The organism is Shewanella sp. S1-58-MNA-CIBAN-0166 (assembly GCF_040310085.1).
Classification (GTDB): domain Bacteria; phylum Pseudomonadota; class Gammaproteobacteria; order Enterobacterales; family Shewanellaceae; genus Shewanella.
In genome coordinates this window covers 23,797-41,762 of record NZ_JBEOPN010000009.1, presented here as the reverse complement: position 1 = coordinate 41,762, position 17,966 = coordinate 23,797, and the positions used below count along the sequence as shown (strand labels likewise).

Sequence of the window (17,966 nt, the reverse complement as noted above, 5' to 3'; positions counted from 1 at the left end):
ACACATGGCCAATCTATCTTTATCAATAAAATATAAATGAATAAACAGCTATGAGCACTAAGCTATTGCATGAGTGCATTCATGACAGGCATAAAATGAAGCCCACCAGCCACAAACATGACTCGTTCATTATTATCGATCGCGGCTTTCACCTTGTTAATGGCGCTATTATCCCTAAACTCATTTACACGATCTTTAATCGCTTTAAGCGTCGTAAATTCAGAGGTGCTGAGTTGTTGGTCAAAAATAGTTGCCGATGAAAACTCAACCCACGATACAGATTTCCCCACCATGGTTGATAACATAATGTCTAACTCAGCAATTGAATCTGGCTTAACATTTAGGTGATATTCTGTTGCAGGAAAACCAGATTGTCCGAGCAGATTAGACATCTTACTTTTCGCGTCGGCAAGACTAACATTACTGAGCAACTGTGGTGCTTGTCTTAATAAATAAAATACCTTTAGGCTTTCATCATCAAACTTCTCTAACACAAATTTAGCTTCACTTAGGCTATCGCCTTCCCAAGTTGTTACTTTGACATGATGCTGCTTAGCTAAAAACTGTAAAAAACCCATTTCACCACAGCACTTAATCGCTTCAGCTTTAGACATTTTATCAGGCCAATAACCACCTTCTAACAACACTAAAGTGGGATTAAGCTCGTTAAAAAGGCGTTCTATATCGACAAGTTGAAGATCATTAACATCGTTTGTATGTGTAGTGCCAATAATCATATAGCCACGGTCTAATGAACGTAACAATGACAAATTAGATGTAGGCTTATATCTGTCATTCGCTTGAACATTCAAACACACACCTAGCACCAATAATGTCACAACCGTTATCATTTTTTTCATCGTATTACTTCCCTGTATATCCAGATATAACTGACGTTATCCTTTGATAATTAACATGAAACAAAGGATTTCCAACACAGTTAATAACCAGCTTAACTATCGATAAAAATCGCCAGTATTATGCTAACTATTATCAAGTTTTTTAGTTTTTACCCCTTACTCAAAGCAATTGAATGCTACAAGCTATTGCACGCACACGCTTTTTCACCGCTCTTTTGAATCCACTCTTCGTATTGTCCTTCAGGACATTGATTTTTTATGGTTTTGCATTGAGCGCCATTACGTGAGTATTCGCCACCAATAACTTTCTCGATGAACTAATCGTTAACCTGAGCACTAAAATCTTTTTAAGAACAACCAAGTAAGAGTGCGATGATGACAATTGATAAGTATTTCATGTAATATCCTTTTGCATTTTATACCGAAAACTGACGCCAAAAACCGGCACTTAAAAGCATCACAAAGTGAGCGAAAAATAAGTGCATATAATGATTTTTATGGTTTATGGTGAGTGTATATTATTGATAGAAGTTAACTTTCAGCGTTAACTTTATTAGCGTATTTACCAATAACTTTACCCGTGGTAGCCCACACTATAACGCCGCCCCACGCAATAAAAGAAAACCCTGCAGGGATACACGCTAACAGAATATATTTAAAGTGTTTTCGATTAAAAAATAATGCCAAAATAGCAGGAAGAAACCAAAGAGTCAGCCCCCCAATAACTAACACCACTAAAAAAGTATAATTCTCATTTGCGACTATTTCATTTATAAATTCCATTTATTACGTTCTCCCTAATTGATAAGTGCAACGGATTATACTAAAACATAAAGCCTAAATAACAAGCTAAAAGTCATCGTATTATAAAAAATGCCTTATTTACACAAATCATCATTTTTAGTTGAAACATTATTGACACTATTATTGCCGTTTCTGTGCTGGCCGCTAGTCTAGTAGACACTTCTCATGCCGATGTCACTTGTACTAATTAAACTATGGCTTACGTCCACTACGCCTGTTTAGTACTCATGGCTTATTCGGACACCGACCATTACAAACCACTTAACCAGCTGATTTAAATATAATATCTAGCTTTAATCTTTATTAACCATCAAAGAAAAAACCATACACCCAAAGCGATACTCGGCAAAAGAATACGATAACGGCATACAAAGAAGGCTGTAGCACACAAGCTAACACAGTTGATAAACAGCACTTATTTAAGCCATTAATATGAACATTCGCGATGTACAGTGTATTGATGTTGTTGATTGATTGGTTAGTGGGTGGGTTGTTTAGTTGGTTAGTTGGTTAGTTGGCAGGGTAACCGCATGAGTGTGCGTTTTTTGAACACTATAAATAATTTCAATACTTAATCACTTCCAATCATTCATGAAGTGATAACGTACTGAACAAATATAGTTCTAAAAACATACTTAATCTGTATAAAAAACGTTCACAACCTCACCCTGGGTTAGTTGGTTAGTTGGTTAGTTGGTTGGTAAGTTGGTAAGTTGGTTAATTTGTTTTGGCAGCAAGATGCTCAGCAGAGTCAACAAAGTAAAATTACCTCAATTATACCGAAGTCATCACCTCACAATTTGTGATATTACAATCTAATTAAATTGATTTACCAACTCTGTTTGACGTATACCCTGACCACTAATTTCTTGGCTATGTATTGCTGCATTATGACAATTTTGTTCAAATTGATTAATGCCATCTTGTAGTATCATCGCGTTGTTATAAATTTGATTAACAACAGCAGCTTGCTCTTCTGCCGCCACTGAAATCTGCTCGCCATTACTTTCGATAATACTCATCACTTCACTAACCGAAACCAGGCTTTTCTCGAGTATTTGACTAGAATCAATACTCTTATCTATTAACAAATGGCTTTGCTCCATCTGTGCAACGGCTTCTGCAGTTGTACGACTAAGTGAATTTATAATAGCGTGTATTTCATGAGCAGAAGTTGCCGAGCGACTGGCCAAGTTACGCACTTCATCCGCGACCACAGCAAACCCTCTACCAGCCTCTCCAGCCCTAGCGGCTTCAATGGCGGCATTGAGCGAAAGCAAGTTTGTTTGCTGTGCAATACTCTCGATCACCTCGACAACTTGGTTTACATTTTGACATTGCTTATTCAGCGAAGAAATAGCAATACGAGATTCTTCCAATAAGTTATTAATTTCCGTAGTCGCGATTTGACTGCTGGCTAATGCCACCTTAGTTGACTCTATTTGTTCAACTAAGTTATGAATTTCTGTGGTTGAATTTGTCGTATTTTTAGCTATATCAGTAACAGACGAGCTCATTTGGCCGATGGCTGTGACAACTTGCTCAAGGTTTTGTGATTGCGTAACTAACTGATTTTGATTGGCTTGATTTTGTTGTTGATGCTCTTCTAAACCTTGCTGTAATTCCTCACCACTGTCTTTTATACGTCCAACCACCGCCAGCGTTTCAGCTTTTTGCATCCGTAGACTTAATTCGATGTGAGAAAGCTCATCGGTATAACCTGTATAAACAAATTGATTTAGTGGATTATTATGTATTGTTTCACTTAATATCAATATGTTACTAAAACGCTGTTTAAGAACATAAAGCGGCCGACAAAAACAGATAATGGCAACAATAAATGCGACGACGGTGAAAAAACCACTTGAGTAAGGCAAGGACATCAACAACCCAACAGATAGCAACCAAGCGAAAAAAAGTTTGGTAATAATACTGGCGCCAAGCTTAGGCTTAGCAGCTTTACCAGCATTAATTGCATCGTAACAGGCTTGAGCACGTTCAGTCAGCTCTGCTTCAGGCTGAGTTCTTACCGACTGATACTCGCAAATAATACCGTTACGTTTAATCGGGGTCACATAAGCGTTAACCCAATAATACTGACCATTCTTGCAGCGATTCTTCACCAATCCCATCCAGCTTTCCCCTTGCTTTATGGTGTCCCATAGGTCACTAAATGCAGCTTTAGGCATATCTGGGTGGCGTACTATATTGTGGGGTTTATTAATTAGCTCATCTTCTTTATAACCACTAACCGTCATAAAGTCATCGTTAACATGAGTAATAATACTGTCTAAATCGGTTGTTGAAAGGATCATATAATCCGACGGATAAGTGACTTCTTCATCGATGATATCTTTTGTGGTCATGTTGATATATTAAACGTCATTGAGTTAAATAATTAAGCTGATTATTAAACAATCAGCATTATTTGTATGTGATGACTCACGACTTTAATCAGTAAATAATTAACATCTTTGAAATATTTGCGATTGGTCACACTGACAGTTATCCAGACTCACAACAGTTCAAAGTATTGACTCGATCATATAATGGGCAAGAAAATGGCTATCATCATGATTGATTGGTTTTTATTCTTGAGGATTTGAATTGCGATGTTGTTTCGCATAATTAAAGCTTAGAGAAGCAATAGGATAAAGAGATTTAATACTTTTCCTATACCGAGCAAAGACAATCGTGGCGATGGTGACACCAACTGTGACCCCAAAAGGATGCTTTCGAGTCTGCTTTTTGACAGAATGGAGTAATAAATTAAGCGTTAACTCGCACTGCCTAACAGAGTCTTTCCCCTGCACACGTGTTAACTTAATCGAATGATTTAGATGCTTTAGAGATGACATCGATACCCTCCTTTAATTGGGAGACAGTGTCTTTGAAGCCAAAAAAACGAATAAGCCGTTTTTGCCAATACAGCAAGCCAACTAAAACCAACATCATTGTGAGTAGAAATACCCCTAAGCCAATAAATATGCTGTGAGTGAGGCTGTAGATCACGATCCCAGAGCAAACACATAAACTGAAGATAAAGAGAACTAACAATGGAATAAATAAAAGCTGGCAAACAAGAAACTGTTTTGCTGCGGCAACATTTCGTAATATTTCCATAAAGAAAAGTTGGACTGTAGACTCTGACCACTGTCCAACCTCTTGAGCTAATTTCGATGCCTTATTAAAAATATCTTTAATTTCTTCAACGTTTACGTCATCGGAGTTTACGTCCATCTCATCTGAGTTAACGTGAGGATCGGTCTGCGTGCCATCGGAGATTTTATCTTTACTGTACACTTTCTCAGTGTTTTCCATAATAAAACCCCTCCGGCCGCTTTGCTATTTTATAAGTTTCGAAATCGCCCATCCCGCTAAAAAAGCACACCCGACACTTAATAAAGGGTGTTCCTTAATAAGATTTTCAGTTTGAGCTGTTGCCGATTTAACTTTTTCAGTGCCTTCACCCAATGATTCTTTCGCTTTATCTTTCAAGGAATGAACAGCCTCTGAAGTCGCTTCTTCAGCTAAGTGATAAGCATCTTCAATTTTCTGTTGTGGATCTTGATTTTTTGCCTTTGTTGTAGCCATTTCTAATCTCCTTAAATACAAAATTTATAGAGTGATATTACGCTGAAATAAATAGGGGCAATAAAAACTGTCCAATTAACACACTATTACGATAAATAGATTGGGTCAATTTATATAACATTAATAAAAAAACATGCCTAAATATTAGCGACTCTATTTTAATAAAGCGAAAGGCATGCCACATTTAAACCGAAGCAACAAAAAAATAAACAACTGATAAATATAACATTTATATTTTATGATAAAAAATGAAATATTTTAATATAATTATTTTGTAGTTTTTACAAATTATTACTTTTTACTATGTAAAAGTTACTCATGAAAATAAAAATAACCATCAATAGTTGTTTCAGAATAATATGGGGATTGTATCCAACTGGTAATAAAAAAATATAACCAAACTAGAAATTAGATAGCTATTGCTCGACTAATTTCTGGCTAGGTGATTTGGGGGATGCTTATATCAATCTAACACTTTAAAAAATAACTGCGAGCCTAGTAAACAAAAGCCTACCGAATAAGTCAGCTAAAATTTACAGCAGACTAAGCAATAAGCTTGAGGCCATGCATTTTTTACTCTACTAGTGATACCTCATTCTTATCTATCTGTAACGCAGATAATTTATCAAGTAGTGCTTCAATGTTTTTTCTTCCAGCACCTTCATTGGCTAATCTAAGCCTTTTTACCGCAACAAAGGCATCCTTAAATGTTGCTGTGTGCGGTGCAATGATGGTTTCGTCAAACACAATGGATTGGGTTGCCGAATCGGTCAGTAAATATTGAACATGAGTAGTAACTTCAAAATCTAACCCAAAAATAGGTTGATCCACTTTAAGCATATTCACAACCAGTTTATATCTACCATCATCAGACAATAATCCCCTGTGCTTGCAGGCTTCCCCTGACAGCACCAGAAAAGGCTTCACTGCTAATTTCTGATGTCCACAGTGGATTTGTTTTTTGACCACCAGAGACATTTGATAGCTCTATGTTGTCATTTAATACATCAAAGTAGGATTTTTGTTCACCCTGAAACGTCATATTTTTCATTTTTGCACCAGATGCGCATCCAGATAAATATATGGCCGCTACAAAAATTAAAGCCAATTTGAACAACTTCATCTATCACTCCGTTGAGTTAATAAGTTTATCTATGACAGCGTATTTGTGAAAAGAGTCAGAGTTTCGGTAAATACCCGGAACACATTTAACTGCGCAATAGTAACACGTGTTTAATTATTAATATTTTTAATAACTTACCAGCATACATTGGTTAAATCAATCCTCCTTACAACAGGAAAATAGATGAATTAATCCGTATATAAAAATATTGCCAAGTTCTCATTATTAGCGGTATCAATCATCCGCTTAATAATGAGTTGATTTGGTCGACTCTTTTAATTAACTCATTACTTGCAGTTACCAAGACAAGAGCGGGAATGTTTTTTCGTACCATTAGATAACCTATCTAACTCGCTAATGTTGTTGTGACATTACAACTCTTTTTAAGGAGTATTGTATGAGTCTTGCTGGTGAATCAACTCACTTTAATGCATCGATGTTCCTCGTCAGGCAAGTAAATTAAACCCATTTTTTGACGGGTTATTTGTTACCATTGCAGCTTTCATCCTAGGCTGTGAGGCATAGTAATAAATTGAAGACTTAAGCTATTGTCATTTAGAGTGGTCATCACAGCTTAATAAACGATCACGATATTATCCTCGTCGGAAGTGTCCCTATGTGGCTATATTTACAACTGAGTAATCAATATTAATTAGCACGATTGATGTGTGCTAGATAACGTTAAATTATTCAATAAACTGTATAATTGTGGTTAATTATTAATTGGTGGAAGATGACGTGCTAACAAAAATTCTAGTGACAATATTGGTAATCCTTGGCGCTATTGTCTACTTGCGCCGTGGACGAGGGCATAAAGTTAATCGCATCGCAGATATGGCAGATGCACAAAAATCACCCCTTCTTAGTCGAGTAATTATTTACACTATGATTGCGGTGTCGATGTTAGCCTCTGCAGGCTATTGGGGCTGGAGTTGGTATGACGATAATACCGTCGTTGAAGTTACAATTACATCACCTATTGAAGCGATGACAAACAGTTACAAGGTGCGTAAAAAAGATATTGAAGCTCAGCGGATTACCACAGTCGATGGGATTCAAATTCGGTTATCTAATCAAGAGAGATTAACGATTAAAACGACTAATTCACCTCAATGACACGAAATAAAAACGACTAAATTCTAGACCAAAATAGCACTGCTCAGTTCCCGCCTATTATCTTAATCTAGATCATTATGCTCATCATCTCGACTAGGATAACAAAACTAAGTACTGAAATTAAAGTGACCAGTTTAAATCACCTTATATCCCCACTCTCTTGTTAGGTCTTTTTAGTCGCCACACCACAGCTAATATACGATGCAAACTTTGGCACTCCCTTTATATAATCACTTTCAAACCAATCGATACTAAAGCCGCTGCTTTGTATATTGTCAATCATAGGTCTATTCAAATTACAGCCACCAAAAGCGTTACCCCATAAGCGATTTAAACGATGTTGCCATTTTTTAATTGAATCGTCAGGTGCTTCTCCATGCTCACAGAAAAATATTTTGCCATCAGGCTTCAACACTCTATGTATTTGCTGCATAGCGGCACGCCAATCAGCAATAGTGCAAAGAGTATAAGTTAACACAACTGAGTCAACACATTGATCATCTAAAGGAATCTGTTCACTAGGGAGACTTAGCCATTCAACCTGAATAGGCGATTTCGCTAAATTTTTCCGCGCTTTTTTACGCATCCCAGGAGAAGGTTCAAGGCCCCATATCATATTAACGTTCATAGGATTATACAAAACCATATTAACAGCAGAGCCCATACCAATCTCTAAAACATTGCCATAAGCTAAAGGCACAACTTTCTGCCTAAGCTCCATGATGACACTTGAAGAACAAGCACAATTTATAATGTGTGGAAGAATGTTGTTTTCATAAAAACTCAAAGGTAAATCCTCTGTAATAATTAACATTTGCATTCCGAAAGCTCAATATAAACCATGGCTAACATCTGCAAGCATTGGGTGTTAATTTACGATTATGATTACAGCCTAATCTAACCGCCATCGTCTATTTGCTGTTTTATATGACTCTATATGTATCTATATTAGCAGTTTCGTCAATTTAACCTTAATCACGATCTTCATATGGTTGGCACTCCAAGCACTTTTGAGTGCCAATAGGCTGATTAATATTAAACAGCCAGTCATAAAGATAAGCATTAAAAGAGTCTTAAGCTCTTTCTTGGTCAGTAACATTAACGGATAACAGCGTATACCAATAGCAAGAGGGCCGGATGATAAAAGGCATCGCTAACTTTAGCCTAACCCGGCACTTTTCATTACAATAGGCTAAAGCACTTTACAGACTTTAGAGTAAACGATACATGGCCCAACCCAACAAGAAAGGTCCTTCGCGCACCGTCGATGTTTTCTGCGCTAAGTGTAAAGCACCATTGTTTAAGTATCGTAAGGGAGGTAAAGGCGCCTTAATCAAATGCTTTAAGGAGCGTATTGTCGAAGACAACACCAAGGTTCCTTGCACATGCCCTGAATGCGGCCAAGTATTTGCTCGAGATACCTTAGTGAGAGGCGCACCAGCCTTTAAAATGGTGGGAGGCAAAGTTACCTTTAAATAATGACATCCTATAACGAGAAATGCAGGCCAAATAACTAAGGAAGCTAATAACTTGTTTAATAGGTACTTAGCAGCCCTAGTTTACGTTAATTATCTACACTTTATTGGCTAACGGTGCAAGTTGCTGTAAACAACGAGACTGTTCCGTCCAACGATCTTCTAAAGGTATTTTGTTAATACACTTAATAGATGAATTAACGCGGCGCAAACGTTCTTCAGTCAAATTGACCTCACAACGATTAGCATAAGTCGATGGCCATGAGCCACCCGCTCCGGTCAGCGAACCAATTAATTCACATTCGTCAGATCTATAAGTACTCCAGGACAGTTGCTGTGCGGTTAAAGCCGAGATAACACGAGAGTCAGGCTGTTTTTCACCATCATAATTAGGGGCATCAGACAACAGAGCGATGAGCTCATCATGCTTTATTTTCAATTGAGCAGATGCCTTGTTCAAACTGTTAACTAATGTCAAACCAGTATGCATAGCGCTGCCTTCTGGCCAACACTCAGGACGATCGGTACAGTTTTCTAGCGCTTTATCTTTTTTAGCCTCTGTTTCAGGCCAAGCATTTAACGCCAACGCTCTAGATTGGTATTTATCTAAAATACAAACATCAGTCTCACATGCATTTCGTTGTGTTAACCAAGCACGCTGACCATTAATTAAATCATTAACATATTTAGCTTGGCTTTTAATATTGCTATAAAGCGTTGCTAACGCCTCATCTGCCTTTGAAATATCAGGGTTAGCACATATGTTCTTTTCTATCGCGCTTCTGGCCAGCGAGCAATCAAAACTGGCACCTTGCACTGAAAATACGGATATCAATCCTAAGATATAAATGATTTTTCTCAACTGAGTTCCTTGTTAATGTTTGACCAAAATTAAATCATGCTAGTTCGAAATAGCGTAGATTAAGTTCATTTGCTCAATTTTTGTTTTTATTAAAAAAATAAAACCTGACATCACTATCTTTGAAAGCTGACTTCATTTTCAAAAAATTACCCATAGTAAAGACGTGAAGTCGTGAAGTTTACAGCAGACTTTCAACACCAAAAAAATCTAACGCCAACAGCAGGCTAACGCCAATAATCATAAAAACAACCAGACTTATCAAGCTGACAAAAAGTACTCGCCAGTTAGAATGAAAATCTAAATCATCGTTATTGGAGATGACTTCTTTTGTAAATTGAAACTTTTCAACTAACAGTCTCGTAGAAATAATCGTGATTATAGGAATGATCATATTTGGAAAGTTTTCTGGCAAAAAAGGCAAAATTGAGATGAAAAAAGTAATAACCAAAGCACCATAGCGATTCGTTTTTTTAACGGCTTCATCATCATTCAAGACGACAAAGTTCTGTTTTATGAAAAAAACTGAAGCTATTGGCCCTCCTAAAAATGCGCCTAGACTAGCTTGAACGGGTGAGTAGACTTTGCTTCCTGACATATACAACTTCCTTGTTTGCTTTACGCTGTTTTAAGCGATGAATCATAACGTACTAAAATGTGGAACGAAATAGAACCTAAAGAATGAGTAACTTGGTTCGTTGAATACACCTAACAGGAGACCTTGCCCCCAACACTCGCGCACCATTGCTGTATAAAAGAATAACTATTTTTCCCAAACAAGTTTTAATCTATAAAGCTCAGCGAGACTGAGATTTAATCAGTAAAAAAGCTGTTTGTCTGCCATTTAAATACCACACACCCGATCCGTCAAAAATGGCATCTTCTTCTAGCATAATTCTGATTTCTTTTTTCCACGGCTCAATATAAACGGCATTGTTAAGCTCAATTGAATAGGCCGTATTGAGGTGTAATGGGTAGTCACCATCACCAGGAACCCCGTCTTGCGAATCCCACATTCCCAGTGTCGTACCTGCGGCATGGCCATGATAACCCAGCGGGTGAGTATAAATTGTGGGCGTTAATCCTTGTAAAATTGCACGTTCACGAGAGCGTTTTAATACTTGGTTACCAGTAAGACCTTCAGCAAATTGTCCGGTAAATACATCTTGTAGTTTATTGCCTGATAACAGCGCCTGTTGTAAATATTGTGGTGCTTCGCTTTCGCCTGGCTTGAGTACATAAGCATGCTGCTGCGTATCCGTATTTAAACGTAAATAGGTTATGCCAAAATCAACATGCAGTAGATCGCCCGGTAAAATAATTTGCTTATCATTGTCATGGGTAACACTCGACTCGCGTGCTAAGGCAACATCATCACTACGCTGAATTGATACACTTGGATGAAACCAAGTTTGTAACTTGAGCTCAACGATACGCTCTCGTAGCCACCAAACCACATCATCAGTCGTTGTTTCCCCAGGGATAATGACTTGGTTAGAAAATGCTTCAGCAATAATTGCATGAGCCAATTTTACGATATCTTTATAAACGGCAATTTCTTCAGGTATTCGTTGCTCCAACCATCCTACGGCGACGAGTTCAGCTGAAACTATTTTTGTTTTATATTTTTCGGGTAAATGCGCTAACAAATTTTCTTTATCTGTTGCGACTAGTCCATCGGCGTGAGCCCAATGTTCCGATTGATTAACACCTATGGTATTGGGTTGATAGCTTTCAATTAACTCATTAAGAGCCAACCATTGATTGGGTTGTTTTGATTTATCCCACGCTTTTTCGAAAACATTACCAACGTTATAAGGCGCGATTGCATAAGCATCAACACTGCCGTCACCTTTACGAGCAAATACCAGTATTGTTGTGCGGCGAGCAGATATCCATGTAGCAGGTAATAGCGTTTTAATAACAGGGTCTTCATTGTATTCACGACTAATGATTACCCACATATCGAGCTTATGTTCATTCATCAACTTGGGTAATAATAGCTCTACCCGCTTAGCCAGTATGCGGTCAATAAACTCAGCTCTGTCGCGCATAGGCAATATCTCAACTGCAACTGTGGCAGATGAACTTGCCGAAAAAGTTGAAACTATAACAATTGTTAAGTAAATCCAATGAATCAAGCGCAAAATAAACTCCTTTTATCTGCCATAAGGCGTAAAACAGATGTACGATTTTGATATTAATTTTCACATCGTCCCAAAACCGAAAACATACGATGCCGTTATCACTCTTTAATATTTCGAATACCAACAAACCAAAACGAAAATGCCACGGCTAATGAATAATATGTGACCATTAACGAAAACAAAATATCGGTCGTAATGATCGCCGTTATCGCACAAGGAATAACAACTGCCAATAATAATGAGCCCAACGACAGCACGTTATAACGCCAAAGCGCATACCAGGCTAAGCTGCCATATGTCGCGGTAATAACATAAGCAACGCAAATGCCCCACAAACTGATAAATATTACATTAAAAATCGCATCAATTAAGTTTTGAACAGTAAATTGATTAACCACGGCAATTAAAGCCCAAATAAGTGTTGCAGGCAGTACTGCAAGCGGAGCAATTAGCACGCCTCGCCAAAAGGCAATTTTAATAGCACTATTTTGCTTCATAAGTTTCTCACGTCCGACTTGCAATAAGTGCCCCAAGGGGGCTGGTGGTTAACCAAGCTGATTAACCAAATTAATCAAGCTATTTCTGGCTTATTGGTTGGGTTTAGGAGCGGTTTACACTTTGCTCTATGTACTTAATGTATTATCAATAGGACGTTGAACGGCATAATTAACACGTTTGGTTTTTAGTAAATATAATTGTGCTACTAATACATTTGGAACCCAGGCAACCCAAGAAATTGCAATATAAGACGTTATAAAGTCTACATTAAATAACCACGAAAATGATGGTAGATACAATCTAAGGGTAATTGCTGAACAAGTTAAAGAGTAGTTTATTATCATCCAATAGCGATGTGCATTTACGTTACCTTTCTTGATTTGCACAAATGCCCTACTTACAGTAAAGAGACATAAAACAAATTAGATGCGCGTGTATGGCATGTAAGCTTACTTTTCTAGGTTATACTTAGAAGATGTGTTTTGGCATAGTGATTAATCACTACAGAATTTGGTAATGCCGCAAAAGATTCATTTTATTCACTATCACTTGCTATCACTGACTTGCTACGATCTAAAAACAGCTTAGCTACACAAACCAATTCTGTCCGATATCAAATAGTAAGCCAGTGTCCATCAACACTCTTGGGTGGCCATAGTGATTTTATATTGATTTTGGCCAAGTTTATAAATGCAGTAATTAATAGACCGAATAATAGAAAGCGGAAAAGCCAAATGCTAACTCAATCAATAAATGAAACGTTAATGCAGGCCATAAACTGCGCGTCTTAATGGTTAAATAAGACAATAATGGCGAGGCAAAAATCATACCTATAGCTTCGTAAATCGGTTTTTTTATGTGGAATAATACTTCAAAGATGCAGACAATAAGGGTCATTATCACAGCCGCCGCCGTCGGGTTGATTTTGTAATGCTGAGTTAAACAATATTGGCCACCACCCAATAAAAATCCTCGGTGAAGCACCTCCCAGCCAATGATAGTCGATACGGTAAAAATTAAAAAACGTTGAAACTTCCCTGCCTCTCTTAGCCCCTCTAAAGAACTGCCATGACGATAATGAGATAAATAATCTGCGGCAAAAAATTGTAGATAAACGAATAAACAAAGCAAAAGACCCAAAAACACAGCCATAAGTAGCAGGTTTTCACGATTAATTGTTGGTTTAGAGAAGTACAATTGTTTTAACGGTATGGCCAGCAATAAAACAAGAACAAATGGAAAGATTAATCGACTTATAATCCAATAACCTTTAACCCCTCCAGAAGCTAAAAAGTTATTGCTGACATACACACCAACAACCTGTGTCAGTAATATCACTATTAATAATATACAAAAAGGAGCCGCCATTTTAATTTTAAGGCTCTGATCTTGGTGTGGCATACTCATTCTTCCATTCAGGCTTTTTATAAGATTGGAGTGTAATTGAACCACCTTTCATATGTGAGATCGATTATTATCAGCAACACACATTATTTACAACTAATCTTGCTATCAAAATTTTGGTCTAACAAATAGCGTGCTTAATAAGCAGAAAATCAGTATAAAAATATGTGAATAACCCTATTCTCGGCGATGCTCAACGCTCTCACCTGTCGAATTATCAATGCTTAAGAGAAAGATTTACGTACCTGGTGCAAACAGCAGTAAGAATAAGGCATATTGTCCAAGCTAACGATAGTTTTTCCTAGCCTAACTATCTTCAATTACCATTTTAAAAGGGCAAATAAATCGTAGTTCATTGTTTGTTATTTAGCCGACAATTTGCGGTGGCCATGCTAATTTATTGAGTGTTTGTCACAATATGTAAAATAGACTTAGTTGAACAAATTATACAAGGTCCACTTTATTTCTTAGCTTGCTTTTACTCTGAAATGAATAACGTTAAGTACCTCTTCATTATCAACAATGACAACAAATTTATAATAACCTGGAGCGAATTTTTTGTCATTTTCCCATAAAAAAGCTTCATAACTAGGGTTATTTGGTGGTGCAATAAGCCAATATCCTCCTTGAGAAAAAACAACATATTCATTTTTATCTTCAGCAAAAAAACCAATATAATAGCCAAGTTTATATTCTTTTTGATTGATATTTTCTATTCGAACACCAAATTTTTCTTCTATATTTTGGCTGATTTGAAAAACTTCCTCCCCATTTTCAAGTTCAATATCAAAAGCATCTGGCCTTATTTCATAAAAGCCATCAACCGCAATTATTTTTCCAAATTCAATATTGAAATCAACATCATTGACCGTATAATTATCCTGTTTACTAGTATTTGGACTGTGAGAACAGGCCGTCAAAAAAAATAATAAAATTATTGAAAATATTCTCATGTAAACCTCGAAAGCTAATGCCCGACTCTGCAATAAAAATAACTTTGCCACCCAATTTTATGATAATTAACATAACGGCTTTTAGATTTGATTGCGATAACCTTCTGAACTATTCAAATACATACATTGAACGGGAATTATCAACAAACTGAATGCTAGATAGAAAATGGTGAGCAACGCGCCAGATTCTACACAGCACTAGCGGCTTGATTGATATCAAGCTGGAAATCAGGTTATTGCTTTAATGTTAGATCTAATTTTAGAGATTAAGCTTTAAGCACACAACCAAAGTTGACAGTTTGATGCGCTTTGTCGTCACTTTAATTCTAGATGTTCACAATATGTCGTTAATGCAGTTAAAGACCCTACCGCACCTTTGAATAACGCACCCAATTCGGTGGTGATTTTGAGCCGGTTTTCAGCGGAAATATTCAGTCTATTGAGAATATCTTGGCTACTTGCACTAATAAAACCACGTGGTAAGCCCCTTGGACAGTAGACACTTTATCGCTATCGACTTTGACAGTTAGCCGACAACTTTGGCTGGTTATGTTAATTCGGGCGAAATCAAATATGATTACAATCCAGCACTCTTGTTACAGGTATCAACATTCTCTGGTGTGCAAACTGTGATAGGAGTGTAAATTGTTTTCTCATATTTTTGTTCTGTTACAATCTTATAAAGTGTCAAAATGGCTTGTTTTCCCATTTCATATGGGTTTTGACCAATATTGATATGAGCAAGTTGATCTTCCAACATAGTTAATTGTTCAGAAGATGTATCAGTAATAATAATGATGACCTTGTTGTTATTAATTTTTGCCTGGTACGGGGCAATCATTTTACGGTAAAGTGCTTGATCATTTTGTGCCCAACCACCAACAGTAATAAAGGAATCTGCTTTTACAGGTTTACCTTTCATTACAGACTCCATTTGATTAACAGATTGATCCAGCTGATCAAAATTAAAAAAAGGTTCTCTAACTTCAGTCCAGCCCGAGTCGTTATTAAGCAATTCGCCAGGAGGTGTATCGTATTTTTTCCCCGATAATGCGGAACGGACACCCATAAGTCTTAAATTCAGATTGGGAGAATCTGGTCGCCCAGATTGCATTATTAGCGTTCCCCCATTGGGCCGAAGTTTTTTTAACTCTTCACCTAATGATTTACCCAATTCAAAATTATCAGTGCCTATATAGGCTAGACGTATATTATTAGGGTCTTCGTTGATTGAAGCATCAAAATCAGAGTCATAGGTAATAATCGGTATGCCTGCTTCTTTAGCTCTCTTCAGGCTATTGTTAACGAGATATTTAGACTGTGTAACGGCTACCGCGATACCATCGACACCTTCATCAATCAATTGATTTATTACCTGATCTTGCATCCTAACATTACTTATATCTGGTCCTCGATATATGCATTTCACGCCTTTTATTTGAGCGGCGGCATCTATACAACCAGCTTTACTTTGCTCAAAAAAAACACTATTAAATTTAGGTACTACAGCAAGTTTCAATTCTTTTCCATAGACAGAAAATATGGGTATTAGACTAAAGACAATAAACAGTACAAGTGATCTCGCCATACCCCCTCCAGAAATAAATCAAAACGCTACTTTACTTACAATAAAATATAGCAAAGGAATTCATTTAAAGATACGAGCTGAAACGGTATTACCGAACATATCAGTGTAGGCTAATCGATATTGTTGTGTTTTGAACTCCCCCATGCGTCAGGATAGCAACACCATACCAGCAACCAATTGGTTCTAATTTTTGAATGCCTGTCTTAACAAAACAATGCCACCCATCATTTAAATAAGTAACATATCTCGTTTTCATTGCTTTGGAGAGAGTTCAGCTCGATGCAATCAACTCACCAACTTCAATCCATATGTCTAAATCATAGCGTTATATGAGTGGTTTATTCGTCATCAGCAGAATTCAGCACAGCTGAAAAACTTGATGTTAATCAAGTTCAAAGTGAATTGTAATTTGGGGTGGAAGTTAAGACTTAAGCGCACAGCCAACGCTGGCAATTTGAAGCACATTGTCGTCGTTTTCGGTCTAAATGCTCACAATATTCAGTTAATGCGGGTAATGCACCAACAGCGCCTTTAAATAACGCACCAAACTCTGTGGTGATTTTTAACCAATTTTCTTCGGGGATGTTTAATCGATTAAGTATATCTTGGCTACTTTCACTGATAGCACCACGCTTATCTTCTCGAATAATCCGGCCTGTATCTTCGACGAGTACAATGTAGTCTTTCACGCTGAACATTAGCCCATTAGGCATGTCTAAACGTTCATTACCCACAAAAGGTAATAACTCTGTAGGTTGCTCGCCTTTTATTGCTGAGTTTATTCGGCGCTGAATACTGGTGTAATCTGAGGTTTCTGGGGTCGCAGCCATCTTGGCTCGAATTGGGTTCAAATCGACATACGCCATACAGGCTAATACGGCCGCTTCATCTAATAAGGCTTGAGATTTAAAACGACCTTCCCAGAAGCGACCTGTACACTTATCTTCTTTGTTGGCCATTCGAGCTATCGGCTCACTGAGAGACCGCATAAACCAACTGATATCAACTAATCGTTTACGGTACTCTGTAATGCATTCATCGACTATTTGGCGCTCAAACTGATTAAGATCTTCCTCTTTAACATACTTATGAGTTAACAATGTGCCTTTAAAGCCTTTATGCCACTGCATCAGTACTTCTTTATCTGACCAGTGCCTCGCTTTGTCTGCATCGACTTTTATCACCACATGCAAGTGGTTACTCATGACGGCATAAGCACAAATATCAATGGCGAAAATGGTCGCCAACTCAAGAATACGTGAATCAACCCACTCTCGTCGATGTTCAAAGTTCTCGCCTGTCGAGTTATCTATTCCGCAAAGAAAAGCCTTACGCACAACTCGTGAGCAACAATGATAGTAAGGCGTATCGTCTAAGCTAACGATAGTTTGTCTTGGTCTCGCCATCTTAGGTTGCCTGTTAGAGATAAAGGTAACTAAAGCCTAGTTGAGTCTTTATTATTTATCCAATTGGAATGGGTGATGAGATGGACGCTCCCTAATACGGCGTCAATGCGCCAAACTGATGTTGAACCATACAGTTACT

General features: G+C 37.4%; 18 protein-coding genes and 1 pseudogene. 2 read left to right on the top strand and 17 right to left on the bottom strand.

From position 1 onward, the window contains the following. Positions 1 to 62 precede the first annotated feature (62 nt). From AAEY99_RS07580 to AAEY99_RS07550, 7 genes are all read right to left on the bottom strand, one after another. Positions 63 to 860, bottom strand: coding sequence for a hypothetical protein (locus tag AAEY99_RS07580; protein WP_182744220.1), 798 nt, complete (start codon positions 858 to 860; stop codon positions 63 to 65). Positions 861 to 1,391: 531 nt separating this feature from the next. Further along, the gene (locus AAEY99_RS07575; protein ID WP_101086105.1) at positions 1,392 to 1,643 is read right to left on the bottom strand and encodes a superinfection immunity protein; all 252 of its coding nucleotides are present in this window, start codon (positions 1,641 to 1,643) and stop codon (positions 1,392 to 1,394) included. A gap of 836 nt (positions 1,644 to 2,479) precedes the next feature. After that, positions 2,480 to 4,030, bottom strand: a complete 1,551-nt coding sequence (locus AAEY99_RS07570) for a methyl-accepting chemotaxis protein (RefSeq protein ID WP_351009885.1) — start codon at positions 4,028 to 4,030, stop codon at positions 2,480 to 2,482. A gap of 457 nt (positions 4,031 to 4,487) precedes the next feature. Beyond that, the gene (locus AAEY99_RS07565; RefSeq protein ID WP_351009883.1) at positions 4,488 to 4,985 is read right to left on the bottom strand and encodes a hypothetical protein; all 498 of its coding nucleotides are present in this window, start codon (positions 4,983 to 4,985) and stop codon (positions 4,488 to 4,490) included. A gap of 24 nt (positions 4,986 to 5,009) precedes the next feature. Continuing rightward, entirely contained in the window at positions 5,010 to 5,258 is a 249-nt protein-coding gene (locus AAEY99_RS07560; protein WP_101086109.1) for a hypothetical protein, read from the bottom strand. Positions 5,259 to 5,831: 573 nt separating this feature from the next. After that, positions 5,832 to 6,134, bottom strand: coding sequence for a hypothetical protein (locus AAEY99_RS07555; protein WP_351009880.1), 303 nt, complete (start codon positions 6,132 to 6,134; stop codon positions 5,832 to 5,834). After that, on the bottom strand, positions 6,127 to 6,381 hold the full coding sequence (locus AAEY99_RS07550; RefSeq protein WP_351009879.1) for a hypothetical protein: 255 nt from the start codon (positions 6,379 to 6,381) through the stop codon (positions 6,127 to 6,129). Before AAEY99_RS07550 ends, AAEY99_RS07555 begins: the two co-directional genes overlap by 8 nt. A gap of 738 nt (positions 6,382 to 7,119) precedes the next feature. On the opposite strand from AAEY99_RS07550, the gene AAEY99_RS07545 reads away from it, so the two are divergent. Continuing rightward, a complete protein-coding gene (locus AAEY99_RS07545; protein ID WP_101086110.1) occupies positions 7,120 to 7,497 on the top strand; it encodes a hypothetical protein in 378 nt (125 codons plus the stop codon). Positions 7,498 to 7,660: 163 nt separating this feature from the next. Here the strand turns inward: AAEY99_RS07545 and AAEY99_RS07540 are convergent, their stop codons facing one another. Next, positions 7,661 to 8,311, bottom strand: a complete 651-nt coding sequence (locus AAEY99_RS07540; protein ID WP_242445107.1) for a class I SAM-dependent methyltransferase — start codon at positions 8,309 to 8,311, stop codon at positions 7,661 to 7,663. A 413-nt stretch (positions 8,312 to 8,724) separates the two neighbouring features. Between AAEY99_RS07540 and AAEY99_RS07535 the strand changes: the two genes are divergently transcribed. Continuing rightward, positions 8,725 to 8,976, top strand: coding sequence for a hypothetical protein (locus tag AAEY99_RS07535; protein WP_182744217.1), 252 nt, complete (start codon positions 8,725 to 8,727; stop codon positions 8,974 to 8,976). 93 nt (positions 8,977 to 9,069) lie between these two features. Here the strand turns inward: AAEY99_RS07535 and AAEY99_RS07530 are convergent, their stop codons facing one another. The 9 genes and pseudogenes from AAEY99_RS07530 to AAEY99_RS07485 all read right to left on the bottom strand — a co-directional run bounded on the left by AAEY99_RS07530 (position 9,070) and on the right by AAEY99_RS07485 (position 17,827). Next, positions 9,070 to 9,834, bottom strand: a complete 765-nt coding sequence (locus tag AAEY99_RS07530) for a lysozyme inhibitor LprI family protein (RefSeq protein WP_351009876.1) — start codon at positions 9,832 to 9,834, stop codon at positions 9,070 to 9,072. Positions 9,835 to 10,012: 178 nt separating this feature from the next. Next, positions 10,013 to 10,429, bottom strand: a complete 417-nt coding sequence (locus AAEY99_RS07525; protein ID WP_101086113.1) for a hypothetical protein — start codon at positions 10,427 to 10,429, stop codon at positions 10,013 to 10,015. Between the two features lie 199 nt (positions 10,430 to 10,628). Further along, positions 10,629 to 11,978 (bottom strand): M24 family metallopeptidase, encoded by a 1,350-nt coding sequence (locus AAEY99_RS07520; protein ID WP_243756244.1) that lies wholly within the window; start codon positions 11,976 to 11,978, stop codon positions 10,629 to 10,631. A gap of 98 nt (positions 11,979 to 12,076) precedes the next feature. After that, positions 12,077 to 12,475, bottom strand: coding sequence for a hypothetical protein (locus AAEY99_RS07515; protein WP_192115471.1), 399 nt, complete (start codon positions 12,473 to 12,475; stop codon positions 12,077 to 12,079). A gap of 126 nt (positions 12,476 to 12,601) precedes the next feature. Continuing rightward, positions 12,602 to 12,883: pseudogene (locus tag AAEY99_RS07510) on the bottom strand (DUF2306 domain-containing protein); the annotation flags it as partial. Positions 12,884 to 13,175: 292 nt separating this feature from the next. Further along, entirely contained in the window at positions 13,176 to 13,928 is a 753-nt protein-coding gene (locus AAEY99_RS07505) for a CPBP family glutamic-type intramembrane protease (protein WP_351009873.1), read from the bottom strand. A 419-nt stretch (positions 13,929 to 14,347) separates the two neighbouring features. Then, on the bottom strand, positions 14,348 to 14,833 hold the full coding sequence (locus AAEY99_RS07500) for a hypothetical protein (protein WP_351009871.1): 486 nt from the start codon (positions 14,831 to 14,833) through the stop codon (positions 14,348 to 14,350). Positions 14,834 to 15,410: 577 nt separating this feature from the next. After that, positions 15,411 to 16,421, bottom strand: coding sequence for a substrate-binding domain-containing protein (locus tag AAEY99_RS07490; RefSeq protein ID WP_351009868.1), 1,011 nt, complete (start codon positions 16,419 to 16,421; stop codon positions 15,411 to 15,413). 428 nt (positions 16,422 to 16,849) lie between these two features. Further along, positions 16,850 to 17,827 (bottom strand): transposase, encoded by a 978-nt coding sequence (locus AAEY99_RS07485; RefSeq protein WP_351009866.1) that lies wholly within the window; start codon positions 17,825 to 17,827, stop codon positions 16,850 to 16,852. Positions 17,828 to 17,966: the final 139 nt, after the last annotated feature.